This window comes from Pseudomonas veronii, assembly GCF_002028325.1.
Lineage (GTDB): Bacteria > Pseudomonadota > Gammaproteobacteria > Pseudomonadales > Pseudomonadaceae > Aquipseudomonas > Aquipseudomonas veronii.
The window spans coordinates 2,375,791-2,391,862 of the sequence record NZ_CP018420.1 but is presented as its reverse complement, the minus strand read 5'-3'; the positions used below and the strand labels follow the sequence as shown (position 1 = coordinate 2,391,862).

Here is a 16,072-nt window from a genome sequence, read left to right as displayed (position 1 = left end):
CAGAAATGGTACCAAGCCTAATCATGCAAGGCGGGTTGGCCGAGCCTCTCTCTGGAGTAATTTCATGGGGGCACGTTGGCTTGCTGCCAGAGCTAAAGTAGCGACTATCGGCCCTTTACATATCCCTTTAATTTAAGGCCCGATACTCCAGGTTACATTTTGCTGCCAAGCCCCTAGCCGAATGCTGGCAATTAGCTATCCGACACCTACACTCACAAATTTAGCCATGGGGTAGGAAGCATGTCGACGATTGAACAAGAACCGGTAGTGTTGGATGACTTTGAGTCTTGGCTAAATGGTCGTCCGAAGTGGCTGCAGACTGCTGCGCGCATGATGATCGATGCGAAGCGCCAACTGAACGAATGGGAAATCAAGGAGCTGTCTAGGCTCTGCCAGCTTGAGGCCAAAGGCCAACCTGATCCAGGATTTCTGAGCATAGTACCTGGCACATTGTCCCAGGCCGCAACCAGACCCCCAGTTAGAATCGATGAAGTTCTCGACGTACATGGCCTGAACGCCATCAAGGCTGGAGCCCATCTTCCATTCGGCAGCTCGAACCTCGCTGTCATCTACGGTCAGAACGGCACTGGCAAGAGCGGGTTCGCACGACTACTGAAACAGATTTGCGGATCTCGTTCCAAAGACGAGATACGGAGCAATGTCTTCGATCCTAACCCCACGGAATGCCGTGCTCATTTCAAAGTCTCAGTGGACGGAAACGCTGTTGATGTCCATTGGGACATCCCAAGCGGTCCTCACAAAGCTTTGAGGCAGGCCCAGATCTTCGATAGTAAAGCCGCTCAGCAGTACATGGGTCGGAATGAAGCTTGCTACGAGCCAAGCCGCATGAAATTTGTGTCGGCGCTCATCACCACCGCCGACGCAGTAAACGCGGAGCTGAATAGGGAGAGGAATCTACTGAAGGGAGCCCTCCCTGCCGTGCCTGGCTCCCTCTCTTCCACTGCCGAGGCAAATTGGCTGCAGACACTCAAAAGCACGACTACAGCGTCGAGCATAGACAAAGAGTGCCTTTACACCGAGGAGCTTGATCGTGAGCGAATCGAGAAAGAAGCACTTCTCGCCGAGAAGGATATTTCTGGCCGACTCCAGGCTATAGGCAAAGAAAAAACCGCACTGAAAAGCATCGAAACGACGATGTCGACCCTCCAGCTAGGATCGAACGATACAACTGCGCTCGAGCTAGTCGACTTGAACGACAAAGCCGTGAAAGCACGAAAAGTCAGTGAAGAGGCTGCGACAGCTATTTTTGGGAAAGCAGAGCTTGAGGGTGTCGGCTCAGCAACCTGGCAGCAAATGTGGGAGCACGCTCGCGCGTATTCCACCGCCGCGGCTTATCCTGAGTCAGCTTTCCCAAATGTGTCACCTGAGTCACGCTGCGTGCTTTGCCACCAAGACCTCGACGAGGCGGCACAGGCACGGCTGGCTGGATTTGAAAAGTTTGTAACCGACGGCCTGGAGACAGCCGCAAAGAAAGCTGAAACAGCGCTAACTGAACGTAAGCGCCGTATCCCTGCCCTTCCTTCTCAAGCGGATTGGCTCGTCCAGATGTCCACTCTGGGCTTCGAGAAGGCGGAAGCAGAATCTTGGCTCATCTCGCTGAAGACACGGTTGGAGCGGCTTGCACAAGGTACTCCCCTCGTCGGCCAGCAACCTTTTGATTGGTCGAACATCAACGATGCGGTGAAGAAGAAATCCGTCACCTTGACTACTGAAGAAGCAAGTTTGGTCGCACTGCAGAAAGATGAGCACCGTCAAGTCATGCATCAGCGAGTGCTGACGCTTCAGGCGAAACAATGGCTTTCGCAGAACAAGTCTTCGATCGTCACCGAGAAGGACCGACTCACCGCAGTGGCATCCCTAGACAAAGCATCACGCTCGGCTGCGACGAATTCCCTGACAACTAAAAAGAATGAGCTTGCCAAGACCGAGCTGGATGCAGGCTATCAGACTCGATTTGTGAACGAGATGAAGCTCTTGGGGGGGCATCGTATTCCCGTATCACCGCAAAGCAAATCCGGGGGCAAGGGAAAAATCACCTTCGGCTTGAATCTGGTGGGTGCTCATGGCACTCATGGCCCAGAGTACATCCTGAGCGAGGGCGAGACACGAATAGCTGCACTCGCTGCATTCCTGGCTGATACAACGGGTTCCAATCAGCTGGCCCCTTTCATTTTCGACGACCCGATCTCATCACTCGACCAAGATTTCGAAGAGAAAGTCGTGGAGCGCCTGGTACAGCTATCGCATACAAGACAGGTCATCATTTTTACCCACCGACTTTCGCTGGTTTCCCTGGTAGATTCCGTCTCAGACAAATTGTCCAAGACTCCTGGCATGCCTGCTGTAAAACCATCGCTCACCTCGCTTCGTAGGATGGACAAAACCGTCGGCATCGTGGCTACTCAAAGTGCCCGCGACGCAAAACCAGCCAACGCACTGAAAGGCCTGATCGACCACACGATCAAGCACCTGAAAAAGCATCAGGAAAACGCCGAAGTCGATAGCTATGAGGTACTCGCCAAGAGTGCTTGCAGCGATTTCAGAATCATCGTGGAGAAAACAATCGAGTTCATTCTGCTGGCAGATGTCGTCGGACGCTTCCGCCGCGCGATCAATACCCAGGGCAAGCTACATAAGGTTGCCAAGGTAACCACTGATGACTGCTCATTCATTGATGATCTGATGACCCGCTACTCCGTATTCGAGCATGCTCAATCAGAAGAACTGCCGAGCAGCGCGCTTGAGCTGGCGGTGTTTGAGGCTGATGTTACGGCGTTGCACAACTGGATAGCTGAGTTTTCGGCCCGTAAATAAAAGCGCTTATAGTCTGGCCAGAACCGGGCGTGCGACCTGGGTCTGGTCAGGCTCTAGCATGACCGCATAACGCGGGGTACTAGCAAGATTAGACGGCAACAATTCCAAACACCATACCAATTCCTATCAAGCTACCAGCGATGCTCCCGAATGGCGGTTGCCTCACCAAGCCTCCAGAGCGCTGAGAAGCTAGATATTCTAGCCAGCCATCGTGGGCTTATTAGCTAGCATCGCCGTGATTTGTCAGGCGCAGACAGTCATCACGGGGCTCAGCGTGCCCCCCCAAAAAATGGACGACTGCCGGGCTTCAGATATCGCAGTGGTAGCTGCTATAGGGGCAGCCTCCATCAACCAGCCCATCAGCTACAACCTGAAAACTATGGCCAAATGACATCCTTGCCGGTACAGTTCTTTCCCCGTTGTGCCATGGAACAAGGAATGGGGCCTCTGCCCCGCAGTTATACGGGTATGGCCTGAGAGATAGAGGGATGAAGGATGAAGGATCCAGACGCTAGCCCCAGTGCAGCGGGATATGGCTTCCAGTACGAACGCGCGCTATACCGAATCTTCACTGCACCCAATGCGCAGACCAGATTCGGCATCGAAACGGCTGACGACGTGGAGGAGATCAGCCAGACAGCAGCAGGTACTCGGCGCGTTTCTGAGCAGGCCAAGCTCTCCGTACAACCTCGTAAAAACCCACTGCAAGACAGCAGTAAAAACCTGTGGAAGACCCTCCGCATCTGGTTGAGCGGGTTAGCGGCAGCTCGAAAGGAGCACGAGGCGTTACAGTACCTCTTCGTCACCAATCGAATTTTGAAAAAAGGCACGTTAGCCATGCGGCTCTCTGACGCTTCCTCAAAGCAGGAAGTGGCAGAGGCAGTCGTTGCACTGCGAACACATGCCAGCGGCATGACAGGGAAGCCTGGTGAAATCGCTCGGGATGTCATCGCGTACCCGGACGCCGACCTGGCGTTTCTGATCGAGCACATGCACATCGAGGATGGCCAGTTCAATGCCCAGATGAAGCAGCGGGTGATCGCTTCCCTTCACCTCCCAGAAGACGCAGTTGCTAACGCTGAGACCATCTACCATGGCCTGGTCGGCTTCTTGTTCGACCAATGCCAAGAGACTTGGGTAGCGCGCAAGCCGTTCTGGACAACCGCTCAGCCTTACTACAACAAGCGACAAGCGCTCGTAGAGGCGTTCATGAATGGCCCTTGGGAACCTCTGCCCTTCGAGAAAACTGACTTCGCACAATGGGCCCAGAAAATTGATCCCGCGGACATGCTCTTCGTGGAACAGCTCAACAAAATCAACATGCCCAAAGATTTGCTGATGCAGCAGTTCGGCTTCTTCTGTGCCGCCTACTCTGAGCGCATCCGCCTTTTGGACTCAGGTCGAGTTCTGCTCAACGATTTAGACTCTGCTGAGCGCGTGCTGAGTGACCGCTGGGGGTCTATCAACAGTCGCCACCGGTTGACGAGCATGAAGTCGGTGGCTCAATTCGAAATTGCCGATTACAACGTCGTAATGATCAGCACGTTGTTTCCAGACACGTTTCCCATGAAGGTCGGGCGGGTGAACTCCACCGCTCAATACTTGTTCAGCGGCACCTACCACAGAATGGCCAATGGCGATGGGACACAGTCACCCATCCATTGGCACCGTGACGCGTCGACCCCGGAGGATGAGTCATGAGTGAGGTGTATCTGGATCGCCAATTGATCCACAACTCGTCACTGGCATGCTTCCTCCTGACGCATTTCATTGGCGAATACCAGGAGGTCGGGCTTGGGCAAAACCCAGATCTGCCCAAACTGATGTTGGTGTTGCCGCTGGTATGGAGTCAAAGCTCGCGCGAAGCGTTGTGCAAGCGTACCAGCCGCTCCACCCTGGGTGCAGTGCTCAGGGAAACTCCGGTATTGAAAATTGATTTGCAGCGTAGAGTGGCCGCTCATATGGGTACAACCCTGCAGGGCCTCAATCTCGCCGTCTCCTCTCGACTGGTTGGAAAAGTCGGCGGCAGGGAAGATGATGCGAGCTTCCAAGTCCTGGTCGATCGCTTGCCACGAGGCATCAAGAGCACGATTCCAGCGCCCATGCTGCAGACCACTGAGAGACTGGCGAAGTGGTTTGCCACCGACACTACAGAAAACCTGTACAAGCTCTTGTTTGGGATTCCGAATGAAATTCACGATTGACGCTGTCATCCTCTGGCCTCGCTGCCCTGGTTTGGAGCCACGAGTCATTCCCTTTGAAGATGGGAAGATCAACATCATTTACGGATTGAGCGGCACCGGCAAATCGTCAATTGTTCATATTATTGACTATGTGCTGGGCGCGACCAAGTGCCAGATCCCAATCGGCATCATCCGCGACACGGTCGAGTGGTTCGGGATGAAGATCCGTCTTTTCGATACGACTTACATCGTCGCGCGACGTACTCCAGGAAACACCCAAGGCTCAAACGATCTCTGCATGATGGAGGTCAACGATGATGGCATTCCGGATTCCGTTTACCGCACCCATTCCCTGGGTCAGTACAAAGCCGCATTTGATGGCATGGTACGAGTCAGTGACCTCCCCCACTCCGATGAGGACGAGCCGTCTAGCTTCGATCGCCGCAGCTCTTATCGGGACATGGCTGCGTTTAACTTCCTCCCACAGCATATTGTGGCGAACCCGAACACCCTATTTTTCAAAACCGACTCGTTTGCTCACAAGGAGCGCCTGACGCGGGCCATGCCCTATGCGCTCGGCATGGTGGATGCAAACTACATCATGAATGAGCGGCGTCGGGATGAGGCGCAGCGTGAGCAGGATCGGCTACGCAAACAGGTGGCGGTACACGATGCAGCCAAGGCGAGCCATTACGCCGACGTTGACCAGTTGTTTGATCGCTGCATTCAATTGGGCTTACTTGAGCGCACGAGCGCACAGGGTGCTCAGAAAGTCGAGCTGCTCAAGAAGGTCGTCATAGCCACCCATGAAGGGCGGCTCGAGCAGACACTTCTGGAGCCTCAACGACTGCATATCTCACAGAAACTGAAGGTGGTCATCGAGGAAGTCGGGAAGCAGCAACGTATCGTTGACGAATTTGACGCCCAGATCGATGGCTTCGACTACTTGGCTCGTAACAGCAAACAATTCGTCGCGGCCATTGATACCGAAAAATCCCATGTCATTGGTCTCGATTGGCTCAAGCAGAGCGTCTCTGACGGTGGGCATTGCGTGGCCTGTGGAACGTTCACAAACGCCCTGCCCCTGGTTATCGAGAACCTGGAAGAGAAGGTCAAAAAGGTTACCCGGATTTCGGACGCTCTCAAAGACAACCCCGTTGTCGACAGGCAGCTGGCTACGCTGAAACGGCAGCGCGCCAAAGAAGAGCGTGAACTATCCCGTTTGATGCGCGAGCAGACTCGCCTGATCCAAGAGGATGAGCGCACCCGAACTGCCATCGGGCAGATTTACTACGTTGCGGGCGAAATCAGCCGGCTTCTCAAACAACTGGATGGCTCTGAAGCTGACGAAAGCCTGCAGAAGCGCATGACCGAGCTGGAGAACTTAATTCGGCATTACAACTTCCAGATGTCGTTGACCGACATGGCTGAGCAAGAGCGGAAGGTAGATGCCCAGTTGGCCCCTATGTTCGAGGATTATGCGGATCAGTTCGCTCTTAACGGAACGCCTGGCGCTCAAATCTATTTAGACAGAAAAGAACTCACGCTGCGCTTCGAGTCACATGGCCAACGGGACTTCCTCTGGGAAATCGGCAGTGGCGCTAACTGGATGGGGTACCACATTGCGACGTTCCTCGGCATTCATGAGTACCTGTCGAGGGAAGAGAATCGCAAGCTCCCACCCTTCAGTTTCATCGTGATCGACCAGCCGAGCCAAGTCTATTTCCCTAGTAACACTGGTGGCATCAACACATTGGATGCGGGCTTCGAGGCTGTTAATCAGGCCAGGCCAGCGGACGTCATTGCCACGCGCAGAATCTTCGAGGTACTGGCTGAGGGCCTGAAGCGAGCAGGTCATTTCATCCAGATCATTGTCCTTGAACATGCGGGCCCGGACATCTGGGGGAATGTGGCTGACACAGTGCCCGTCGCAGCCTGGGAGCGTAAGGGCGATGGTCTAATCCCTGCCCACTGGATTCATCCACACACTGACCCTGTGTAGGTCGAGCCCGCCAGTTGTGCTGCTCTGGCGCAACTGGCTAGCGTGTAGGCCAAATCACCTAGCCCTCAAGCTTAAAATAAAGGACGTCATGATGTAGGTACTAAAATGTCACCTCAGCTTCTGCGACATTCAGTAGATGTTCCCCGTATGCCCTCAAGCGAGCTAGCGGCCGGAAAAACGGTCGGGACAAAACGCCTTTTTAGTCCCGACTCGCTAGCTCATCCACTCTCCTAGAGCCTTGCCCTTTATGCCTTAGCCGAGAATTTGCTGTGGCTAGCCTTGGCACGCACTAGTCTTTTCAGCCCGACATCCCAATCTTCATCCCCCAGCTCTCCAGTGAGATACCCACCTTGTGATCCGGTGAAGTCTGTTTCAAAGATGTTAGCGTTTCGGAAGTCAGCGCCGTCTAGGTCGGCATCTACAAATTTTGCACCTCTCATGTACGAGCCACGGAAGTCAGCACCTGACAGATTTGCATAGCTGAAATCCGCCATCCAGAAATGTCCGCCAGGACGTGTGAGAGGGTCTGCGGTGACCGTATAAAATTTCGCGTCACTGAAATTTGCGTGGTTGTACTTGACGACGTCCAATACCCAGTGCCAGTGAACAAGGCTGCCAGGAGCCTGAAGATGGCTAAAATCAGGCACCTTGCGCCGCTTTAGCACCTGATCAATGCGTCCGAATAGCAAGCTGCTGAAATGGAAACCGGCGAAATCAACACCTCGTTTCTGAGCTGCCACAGCCAAAGGCACCTGATCGCGAAGGGACTCCACCAAAGCATCAAATTGCCGCAAGTACCGGGCACGACGGAACGGATATCCATAGGGCTCACGCCAGAACCCCTTTGCTTCTGAATGCTGGACATAACGGGAGATCAGCTTCTCTTCGCGGATTGCCTCAACGAAGGTCGTACCATACTCCTCGGCAACGACGCGCAAGCATGTGTCGTGCGTTAGCTCCTTGGTTCTTCGAAAGCCTTGTTGCACAAGTCGAATCACTGCGTCTGGGCAGCCGTCACGAGCATCACGTAAAAGTCTCTTTGCATCAGACTTCAAAATCGAAAGTGAAGGTGTAGCTGGAGTGTTCATGACCAAACCTCAAATTATCAGCATGGAACCCTAGAGGATGCTGACCATTGAGATGGCTTATAAAGAGGGGTAACACGACGGTGCAGGGGCTTCACCAAGCTAGGGCCGAACGCCTCCGTCACTGGCGCGAGACATAATGATGAGAAATTACTGGGCTGCCGTCAAGACGCTGCCACACCACTTTCAGACTCGCGTTCGGCCTGGCCTCCTGAATGCAAACGGTAACATCCGTTGTCACCGCTCGAAGACCACTCAGTTTGAACCCAGCGCACTGCAAACGATTCGTGCAGTCACGTCGAAATTCTCCAATGTGAGCACATCAATTGGCGAACGCCCCTTCAGTCGCTCATGAGGCTCACAGACCGTCTGATAAAGCCGCCACGAATCCACATCTGGAAATCGCTTCAAGACGGCGAGCACCAACTTGTGCCGCAGTGGATCAAGCTGCCAATCGGGAATGCGCTGACCGCGATTCCCTAGGCTCAGGGATAGCAGGCGCCGAGCCTTGATATCGCGGTTGATCTGATCTCGGGATTTGCCTGCCAGTTTGGCGAAAACAAGCAGCGGCAAATTATTCGAAGCTTCATAGGTGGCTAGCATCTCAGCACGTTCGCGCTGGATGTCAGACACGTGAGATTTATGCGGTTTTTCAGTCGGGACCGAAAGAGGTACGACAGGCGATTGGTGCGGCACGATAAGAGCTGGTTCGTTGCTAACCGAAGCCTTGGGCATCGAGACCGCTGTCACTGGAAAGGCGCCGTTGAACTGAATGGAATTCGCGCTCGCGTTTTCAAGCGATGGCAGCGAAGCGGCCCCTTCCAAACGGATGGTCAGCGGAGAGCTTGCCGCTTTCAGCTGGCCCTGCCCCCACAGATCTAGACGGTTCGCCCAATCCTGCATCATGGTCCGACGCTGCTCGACATACTCCGCGTGATTGTAAGCCGCACTCACCTTATCCGGATCAGCATGAGAAAGCTGAGCATCCACCCACACCTTCGGGTATCCGATCTCGTTCAGCGCCGTCGAGATCGTCGCCCTCATGCCATGACCGGTGAGTTGATCGGCGTACCCCATACGGCGTAACGCGCCATTCAGCGTATTCTCGCTGATGCGTTTGCTTAGATCGCTTCGATGCGCAAATAGGTAGCGCTGTGCGGGGACAACTTGGTCCAGCATGTGACGCACGATCTCCAGCGCCTGAACCGACAGCGGCACGATATAAGGCGGTACATTTTGGGTCTGCTTACCTGGCTTCCGCATCGCTAGCTGGAGTTGTTTCACCACTTCCGCCGGTATGACCCACAAGCGCTTCTCCAGATCGAACTGGTCGGGTGTTGCCAAGCGCAATTCGCCCGTGCGCACACCGGTCAGCAACAACAACCGAAGGCCAAGCCGAGTTTGGTCGGCACCGCCGTAGTTTCGAAGCGCAGCCATCAACCCCGGGAGCTCGTCCATGCGGAGAAACGGATTGTGCGTCACGGGAGGTTTGGGAAGTGCGACCACATCAAGGTCTGAAGCCGGGTTATGTTCCAGCCCCTCGATTTTCACCAGCGCATAGCGGAACAATTGGTTAAACCAAGTCCGGCATTTTTCGGCCGTCGTTAAGGCCTTGCGCTGTTCGATCCTGCTCAGTAAATCCAGCAGATCGTGACGATTGATATCGTAGATGGACCGCCCGCCCAGGGTGGGCAGAACGTCTTTATTGAAGATTCTCAAGATCTGCGAGAGCGTGCTCTGGCGTCCTTCCTTCAGGCTCAGCCTGCGAAACTCCACCCACTGATTGAACACAGCCTCGAAGGTATGCTCCGCCGCAAAACGAACAGCACGACGCTGCTGCTTACGGTGCTCATAGGGATTGATGCCTTGGGCGACCAAGGCACGCGCTTCGTCACGTCGGGCACGGGCTTCTTTAAGGCTGATTTGCGGATAACTACCCAGAGACATGCGCTTCTGCACGCCCGCCCAGTAATATCTGAAACGCCAGATTTTCCCGCCGCGTGCGGTCACGTTGAGCGCGAGCCCATCCGTGTCGCCTATCGTGTAGTCATTGCCGGTGATTCGGGCTTGCCGAACGGTGGTATCTGAGAGTGCCATAGCGAGCTCCTGAACAGAGTCAGGGCCAGATGCTCGTTTCGCTATCCAAGCTGCTCCAGCAAAAAACCGATTCAGTGCACATCCAAATCCAAGATCCTCATTCGGGACTTAAATCGGGACTTAAAAGCACTGGATGGAGCTGGATTTCAGTGGTTCCCGCTGGAACGAAACAAGGGCCTAAAGGCCCTTGTTTCAATCACTTACAGAATTCAGTGGAACTCTGTAGCGCAATATTTGGAGCGGGAAACGAGACTCGAACTCGCGACCCCGACCTTGGCAAGGTCGTGCTCTACCAACTGAGCTATTCCCGCGTCTTGGTGAGGCGCATTCTATAGAATCCTCAGCACCCGTCAACCCCTTGATTCAAAAAAGTTTTATTTTTTTTCAACCGTGGTGCGCAGATGAGGCCAGGCAGCGCGTAAATACTGGAGCATGGACCACAGCGTCAGGCCGGCAGCGATGAGCAGCAAGGCGTAGCCCAGCAAGACCCAGAAGGAAAAGTCCGACGGGTTGGCCAGCAGGATCACCAACGCGAGCATTTGCGCGGCGGTTTTCCATTTGCCCATGTTCGACACGGCGACGTGGGCGCGGGCGCCGATTTCGGCCATCCATTCGCGCAGGGCCGAAACGACGATCTCGCGGCCGATGATCACCGCAGCCGGCAAGGTCAGCCACAGGTTGCCGTGTTCCTGCACCAGCAGCACCAGGGCCACGGCCACCATCAATTTGTCGGCCACCGGGTCGAGGAACGCGCCGAACGGCGTGCTCTGTTCCAGGCGCCGGGCCAGGTAGCCGTCGAGCCAATCGGTGGCGGCCGCAACGGCGAACACCGAACTGGAGGCCATGTAGCTCCATTCGTAAGGCAAATAGAACAACAAAATGAAAATCGGAATAAGCAGGACGCGTAGAACGGTGATCAGATTAGGGATATTCATCGGCACAACTGGCTGCGAGGTGAGAAGGCATTCTACTCGCTGTGCAGATTTGCATAAATCAACTCAGCGAGCTTTTTACTGATACCGGGTGCTTTGGCTATTTCGTCAATGCTGGCACGGGAGAGCTCTTGCAAGCCACCAAAATGTTTAAGCAGGTCGCGTCGGCGTGTCGGGCCTACTCCGGCCACGCCTTCCAGGGTTGAGGTTCGCCGGGTTTTGCCGCGACGGGCGCGATGGCCGGTAATGGCGAAACGGTGGGCTTCGTCGCGGATCTGTTGGATCAGGTGCAGCGCAGGCGAGTCGCCCTTCAACGTGAACTCATGGGCGGCATCATTCAAGTACAACGTCTCGAAGCCGGCCTTGCGCGTGGCGCCCTTGGCCACGCCGAGCAGGATCAGGTCGGGCACCGCCAGTTCGTTGAGCACGTCGCGAGCCATGGACAGCTGGCCCTTGCCGCCGTCCACCAGCAGGATATCGGGGAGCTTGCCCTCCCCCTCCTTCAATTTGCTGAAGCGGCGCGTCAAGGCCTGGTGCATGGCGGCGTAGTCGTCGCCGGCGGTGACGCCTTCGATGTTGTAGCGCCGGTAATCGGACTTGATCGGCCCCTCCGGCCCGAACACCACGCAGGACGCCACCGTGGCTTCGCCGCTGGAGTGGCTGATGTCGTAACACTCCAGGCGCTGGGGCGGTTCGTCCAGGTTGAGGACTTCGGCCAGGGCCTCGAAGCGCGCGGCCACGTGCTGTCGATTCGCCAGGCGCGCGCTCAGGGCCTGCTCGGCGTTGGTCACGGCCAGTTGCTGCCAGCGCGCCCGCGTGCCGCGCACGCGGTGGCTGATGTCCAGTTCACGGCCACGCAACGCGTGGATGGCCTCGATCAACGTCGGGAAGTCTTCATGCACCACGTTGACGATCAGTTCCGACGGCAAGTCGCGCTCGGGGCTGCTGACGTAATACTGGCCCAGGAACGCGGCCATGACTTCAGCGACCTCCTCGTCGATCCCGGTCTGCGGGAAGAAGTTCTTGCTGCCCAACACCCGACCGCCACGCACACTGATCAGGTGGACACAGGCGCCACCCGGGTTGACGAACGCAGCGATCACATCGACGTCGCCGGTTCCGCCCTCCATGCTTTGCTGGTCCTGCACACGCCGCAGCAGGGAGATCTGGTCGCGCAACTCGGCGGCTCGCTCGAAATCCAGGGTGCTCGCGGCTTGTTCCATGGCGCCGGAGAGTTCGTCGGTGAGGGCGTTGCTGCGCCCTTCGAGGAACATCACCGAATGGCGCACATCCTCGGCGTACTCCGCCGGTTCAACCAGGCCGACACAGGGTGCCTTGCAACGCTTGATCTGATATTGCAGGCACGGCCGGGTGCGGTTCTTGTAGAAGCTGTCTTCGCACTGCCGCACGAAAAAGGTCTTTTGCAGCAGGCTCAGGCTTTCGCGGATCGCACCGGCGCTGGGGTAAGGTCCGAAGTATTTGCCCTTCTGCTTCTTCGCGCCCCGATGAATACTCAGGCGTGGGAAGTCGCCGTCAGATAAAAACACGTAGGGGTAGGATTTATCGTCACGCAGCAGGATGTTGTAAGGCGGCCGCCATTCCTTGATCAGCGTCTGCTCAAGCAGCAGCGCCTCGGTTTCGTTGGCGGTGATGGTGGTTTCGACCTGGGCGATACGCGCCACCAGGGCCGCGGTTTTCGGCGCGAGGCCGGTCTTGCGGAAGTAGCTCGCCAGGCGGTTTTTCAGGTTCTTGGCTTTGCCCACATACAGCAGGCGCGCCTCGCTGTCGAACATGCGGTACACGCCGGGGCGGCCGCTGCAGGTCGAGAGAAAGGCACTCGGATCAAACGGTGTGGTCATGTCAGGCGCTGGCGTCCACCATGCCGTGGCGCACCGCGAGCAGGGTCAATTCAACATCACTGCTGATGGCGAGCTTCTCGAAAATGCGATAGCGGTAGGTGTTGACGGTCTTGGGGGACAGGCACAGCTTGTCGGAGATGGCCTGCACCTTCTGGCAGCCGACAATCATCAAGGCGATCTGGATTTCACGCTCCGACAGCACGTCAAACGGCGAATCGCTGGTGGGCTGGAAGGACTTGATCGCCAACTGCTGCGCGATCTGCGGGCTGATGTAGCGCTGGCCGGCAAATACCAGGCGAATGGCTTGTACCATCTCCGCCAGGCCTGCGCCCTTGGTCAGGTATCCCGCCGCCCCCGCCTGCAGCAGACGTGTAGGAAACGGGTCTTCTTCGCACACGGTGACCACCACGACTTTGATGTCCGGGTGGCTGCGCAACAATTTGGTAGTGGCGCCAAGGCCGCCGATCCCAGGCATCTTGACGTCCATCAACACCACATCGGGTTTCAACTCCCGGGCCTTGATCAGGGACTCTTCACCCGATTCAGCCTGGCCGACTACTTGCAGGCCATCGATGTCAGCCAGCATTCGTGTAATGCCTGTACGAACGAGATCATGGTCATCGACTACTAGCACCCTAATCAAGCAGACACCTCGCGATATGGTCTTATAGGTTGCTGAACACCTTAGCAAAAAACCAAGGCGCAGACCTAGTTGCAAGTGTCATATATATAGCGCTTGACGCCGGGAAGCGCGCCCGTCGAACGACGCGCAACGCTATTTCCTGGGGGAAAGGTCAGGAATCCCGGGCTACAGCTTGGATTTACCATTCATTATCAACATTGACGAATGTTCAGCCAAGGTTGAGGTCAATCGGTGGATCGCATCCTGGTCCTCTTTGAACATCGCCCGATAGTTGCCCAGCACCTTTTCTTCGATCTGACTCAAGTTATCCATTTGCGCCGGCGTGGGAGCGCCTGTTAATACGTACAGAAGATCCACGCCTCTTTCGGCCACACGCGATAAATAATCGGCCTTCGGCGCCCGCCCGCCGTTTTCGTATTTGCCTTGTGCGTTCGCTTCAACGCCTCCAATTTCACCAAACACTTTTTGCGACAACCCAAGCCGCTCTCTTTCCTGCCTTAGACGCAAACCGATTCCACTCATTTGGATGTATGATCCTAAATTGGCACACCCCAAGAGGTGATACGCTGATCCCTTGGTTACACAAACTTGAACGGTTTTGAACTATGCCCGGAATTCGTACTGCTGCACAAGCCAAGGCTTGGCTTGAACACCAAGGTAAGTCGGTTCAAGCGTTCGCCCGGGAACACGGTGTCGACCCGGCAACCACGTATCAGGTGCTCGCTGGGCGCAAGAAAGGACGGCGGGGAGAGGCCCATAAGGTAGCGGTCCTTCTGGGCATGAAAGAAGGCATCATCCTTGCCGAGAATGAGCCTCTGAGGCAGGAACAAGAAATATTGCCCTAGGTTCAGTATGCGCTTATTAAGCCGTTGTGCCTGTTTTGCGCAAATGAGTCACTTATTAGTCTGCGGACATGGGCCGACAATCGCGTTCCATGCACCAGAAGCACGCTTCCTCACCCGCAACTTGCAAGCCCTTGCGCTGATAAAGCCTTTTTGCCGGATTGGTTTTAAACACGGTCAACCGTAAAAGACCGCGACCTTGACCGCACGCTTTGAGTGCCATTTGCTCCAGTACCCAGCTGCCTGCTCCACGGCCACGGAACGGTTCGAGAATATGCAACTCGCGAATGTACAGCGCCTGGCTGTCGCGACTCAGGCTGATAAAGCCCACCACGGTATCGTCGCTGCAGATCAGCCAATTCTCGCGCCCCGCCCAGGCCACGTCGAAACCATCGTTGGACCACAGCAAACGGTATTGCGCGTAGTAGCCGCGCATGGCTTCGTAGGTCAGCGTCCGGGCAAATGAGCGGTCCTGGTCAGTCGCCGCGCGCAGGTGAAACGTCATGTCATCGCGCCCCTTCAGCCCGCAGTGCTACCGCTTGACCGGTCCAGCGCCCGCCATCGCGACGGGCAACGACCAGCGCGTCGCCCACCCCCGGCGCGGCGGCAAGCACCTGCCCATCGGCGCCCCAGATAGCACTGCGCCCAGCGCACGCCCAGCCGCCCGAGGGGCCACCGTGATTGGCCATCAATACCACTAGGCCATGCTCGGCGGCGTAGCCCTGGAGCAACGCACTGTCCGTTGCGTAGCCGCCTTCACTGATCAGCACGCCGGCGGCGTATATAGTGGCGCCCGCTTGCGCAGCCTGACGTGCATGGCTGGCGTGGGAAAAGTCGGCGCAGACCGCCAGCGCGATCCGATCATCCCGCCACTCAAGCACGTCACCGCCCTGCCCCGCGACAAACGCCACCTCTTCGCCGGGATGCAGATGCTGCTTGGTGTAAACCGCAAGCGAACCGTCTGCTCCCAGCACCAACGCGGCGATCGACACGTCCGCCCCTGGCGCCAAGCGGATCGGCATGCCCACCACCGCCGTCAAGCGCAGCTCCCGCGCCATCTCGCGCAGCGGCGTCAACAGCGCGTCCTCGGGGGCGATTGCCAGCTCAGCCGCCAAGGACGGCTCATACCCGCTCAACGACAGCTCCGGAAACACCAGCACTTGCACACCCTGCTCAGCCGCGGCGCGCATGAACGCCAGGTGCCGCAGGATATTGGCCGGTACGTCGCCGGCGATGGAAATGGATTGAGCAGCGGCAAGAGTCAAGGCAGTCATGGTCGCGTCCCGGCAAGCATTATTGAGTGGCCACCAGCATATCGGCACTCCCCCCATAGTCGTAAGTACCTCCACACAATAGAAATTACCGATTGAATCCACCCGTGCGCCTCTAGTAAGCTGCCACCATCATTTGGAGAGCCACCATGTTGCAACTCACCCACACCCAGGTTTGCCCTGCTGCCAGCGCCTCGCGCTCGGTATCGGCTACCCGTGTGAACGGTTTGAGCGCACTGGTCAGCTTTTATTTTGGGTATTGGTTTAGCCACTGGCGCGCCTGATACCTGAAATCGGCGCCCACTGCTCAAGGGGTCGCCTAC

At 56.4% G+C, this 16,072-nt stretch carries 14 protein-coding genes and 1 tRNA gene; 6 read left to right on the top strand and 9 right to left on the bottom strand.

The window, feature by feature from the left end; translation table 11 throughout:
* Positions 1-240: 240 nt before the first annotated feature.
* From PverR02_RS11135 to PverR02_RS11120, 4 genes are all read left to right on the top strand, one after another.
* Positions 241-2,835 carry an AAA family ATPase gene (locus tag PverR02_RS11135; RefSeq protein ID WP_079443321.1) on the top strand — a complete coding sequence of 865 codons (2,595 nt, stop codon included), beginning with the start codon at positions 241-243 and terminating at the stop codon, positions 2,833-2,835.
* Positions 2,836-3,330: 495 nt separating this feature from the next.
* Positions 3,331-4,536 (top strand): ABC-three component system protein, encoded by a 1,206-nt coding sequence (locus tag PverR02_RS11130; protein ID WP_079443320.1) that lies wholly within the window; start codon positions 3,331-3,333, stop codon positions 4,534-4,536.
* Positions 4,533-5,039: a three component ABC system middle component gene (locus tag PverR02_RS11125; protein WP_079443319.1), complete on the top strand. Its 507-nt coding sequence runs from the start codon at positions 4,533-4,535 to the stop codon at positions 5,037-5,039. The genes PverR02_RS11130 and PverR02_RS11125 overlap by 4 nt, the downstream gene beginning before the upstream one ends.
* Positions 5,023-7,020 (top strand): DUF3732 domain-containing protein, encoded by a 1,998-nt coding sequence (locus PverR02_RS11120; RefSeq protein ID WP_079443318.1) that lies wholly within the window; start codon positions 5,023-5,025, stop codon positions 7,018-7,020. The genes PverR02_RS11125 and PverR02_RS11120 overlap by 17 nt, the downstream gene beginning before the upstream one ends.
* Before the next feature lie 245 nt (positions 7,021-7,265).
* Here the strand turns inward: PverR02_RS11120 and PverR02_RS32285 are convergent, their stop codons facing one another.
* The 7 genes from PverR02_RS32285 to PverR02_RS11085 all read right to left on the bottom strand — a co-directional run bounded on the left by PverR02_RS32285 (position 7,266) and on the right by PverR02_RS11085 (position 14,158).
* On the bottom strand, positions 7,266-8,108 hold the full coding sequence (locus tag PverR02_RS32285) for a pentapeptide repeat-containing protein (RefSeq protein ID WP_079443317.1): 843 nt from the start codon (positions 8,106-8,108) through the stop codon (positions 7,266-7,268).
* Between the two features lie 252 nt (positions 8,109-8,360).
* On the bottom strand, positions 8,361-10,202 hold the full coding sequence (locus PverR02_RS11110) for a tyrosine-type recombinase/integrase (protein ID WP_079443316.1): 1,842 nt from the start codon (positions 10,200-10,202) through the stop codon (positions 8,361-8,363).
* 235 nt (positions 10,203-10,437) lie between these two features.
* A tRNA-Gly gene (locus tag PverR02_RS11105) sits at positions 10,438-10,513 on the bottom strand.
* Between the two features lie 63 nt (positions 10,514-10,576).
* Positions 10,577-11,137 (bottom strand): CDP-diacylglycerol--glycerol-3-phosphate 3-phosphatidyltransferase, encoded by a 561-nt coding sequence (gene pgsA / locus PverR02_RS11100; RefSeq protein WP_017847081.1) that lies wholly within the window; start codon positions 11,135-11,137, stop codon positions 10,577-10,579.
* A 32-nt stretch (positions 11,138-11,169) separates the two neighbouring features.
* On the bottom strand, positions 11,170-12,993 hold the full coding sequence (gene uvrC, locus PverR02_RS11095; RefSeq protein ID WP_017847080.1) for an excinuclease ABC subunit UvrC: 1,824 nt from the start codon (positions 12,991-12,993) through the stop codon (positions 11,170-11,172).
* Position 12,994: 1 nt separating this feature from the next.
* The gene (gene gacA / locus PverR02_RS11090) at positions 12,995-13,636 is read right to left on the bottom strand and encodes a response regulator transcription factor GacA (protein WP_026140040.1); all 642 of its coding nucleotides are present in this window, start codon (positions 13,634-13,636) and stop codon (positions 12,995-12,997) included.
* Positions 13,637-13,801: 165 nt separating this feature from the next.
* On the bottom strand, positions 13,802-14,158 hold the full coding sequence (locus tag PverR02_RS11085) for a helix-turn-helix domain-containing protein (RefSeq protein WP_017847078.1): 357 nt from the start codon (positions 14,156-14,158) through the stop codon (positions 13,802-13,804).
* An 83-nt stretch (positions 14,159-14,241) separates the two neighbouring features.
* Between PverR02_RS11085 and PverR02_RS11080 the strand changes: the two genes are divergently transcribed.
* The gene (locus PverR02_RS11080; RefSeq protein WP_046384003.1) at positions 14,242-14,481 is read left to right on the top strand and encodes a DNA-binding protein; all 240 of its coding nucleotides are present in this window, start codon (positions 14,242-14,244) and stop codon (positions 14,479-14,481) included.
* A 55-nt stretch (positions 14,482-14,536) separates the two neighbouring features.
* Here PverR02_RS11080 and PverR02_RS11075 read toward each other — a convergent pair whose 3' ends face one another.
* A complete protein-coding gene (locus tag PverR02_RS11075) occupies positions 14,537-14,983 on the bottom strand; it encodes a GNAT family N-acetyltransferase (protein WP_046384004.1) in 447 nt (148 codons plus the stop codon).
* Position 14,984: 1 nt separating this feature from the next.
* Positions 14,985-15,752, bottom strand: coding sequence for a carbon-nitrogen hydrolase family protein (locus PverR02_RS11070; protein ID WP_079443315.1), 768 nt, complete (start codon positions 15,750-15,752; stop codon positions 14,985-14,987).
* A 146-nt stretch (positions 15,753-15,898) separates the two neighbouring features.
* Between PverR02_RS11070 and PverR02_RS32860 the strand changes: the two genes are divergently transcribed.
* Positions 15,899-16,033: a hypothetical protein gene (locus tag PverR02_RS32860; RefSeq protein ID WP_256350929.1), complete on the top strand. Its 135-nt coding sequence runs from the start codon at positions 15,899-15,901 to the stop codon at positions 16,031-16,033.
* Positions 16,034-16,072 lie beyond the last annotated feature (39 nt).

What these genes read in the sequence shown, in the direction of transcription:
- PverR02_RS11135 (WP_079443321.1), top strand. Translation starts at nt 241, where the DNA reads ATGTCGACGATTGAACAAGAACCGGTAGTGTTGGATGACTTTGAGTCT.
- PverR02_RS11130 (WP_079443320.1), top strand. Translation starts at nt 3,331, where the DNA reads ATGAAGGATCCAGACGCTAGCCCCAGTGCAGCGGGATATGGCTTCCAG.
- PverR02_RS11125 (WP_079443319.1), top strand. Translation starts at nt 4,533, where the DNA reads ATGAGTGAGGTGTATCTGGATCGCCAATTGATCCACAACTCGTCACTG.
- PverR02_RS11120 (WP_079443318.1), top strand. Translation starts at nt 5,023, where the DNA reads ATGAAATTCACGATTGACGCTGTCATCCTCTGGCCTCGCTGCCCTGGT.
- PverR02_RS32285 (WP_079443317.1), bottom strand. Translation starts at nt 8,108, where the DNA reads ATGAACACTCCAGCTACACCTTCACTTTCGATTTTGAAGTCTGATGCA.
- PverR02_RS11110 (WP_079443316.1), bottom strand. Translation starts at nt 10,202, where the DNA reads ATGGCACTCTCAGATACCACCGTTCGGCAAGCCCGAATCACCGGCAAT.
- pgsA (WP_017847081.1), bottom strand. Translation starts at nt 11,137, where the DNA reads ATGAATATCCCTAATCTGATCACCGTTCTACGCGTCCTGCTTATTCCG.
- uvrC (WP_017847080.1), bottom strand. Translation starts at nt 12,993, where the DNA reads ATGACCACACCGTTTGATCCGAGTGCCTTTCTCTCGACCTGCAGCGGC.
- PverR02_RS11085 (WP_017847078.1), bottom strand. Translation starts at nt 14,158, where the DNA reads ATGAGTGGAATCGGTTTGCGTCTAAGGCAGGAAAGAGAGCGGCTTGGG.
- PverR02_RS11080 (WP_046384003.1), top strand. Translation starts at nt 14,242, where the DNA reads ATGCCCGGAATTCGTACTGCTGCACAAGCCAAGGCTTGGCTTGAACAC.
- PverR02_RS11075 (WP_046384004.1), bottom strand. Translation starts at nt 14,983, where the DNA reads ATGACGTTTCACCTGCGCGCGGCGACTGACCAGGACCGCTCATTTGCC.
- PverR02_RS11070 (WP_079443315.1), bottom strand. Translation starts at nt 15,752, where the DNA reads ATGACTGCCTTGACTCTTGCCGCTGCTCAATCCATTTCCATCGCCGGC.
- PverR02_RS32860 (WP_256350929.1), top strand. Translation starts at nt 15,899, where the DNA reads ATGTTGCAACTCACCCACACCCAGGTTTGCCCTGCTGCCAGCGCCTCG.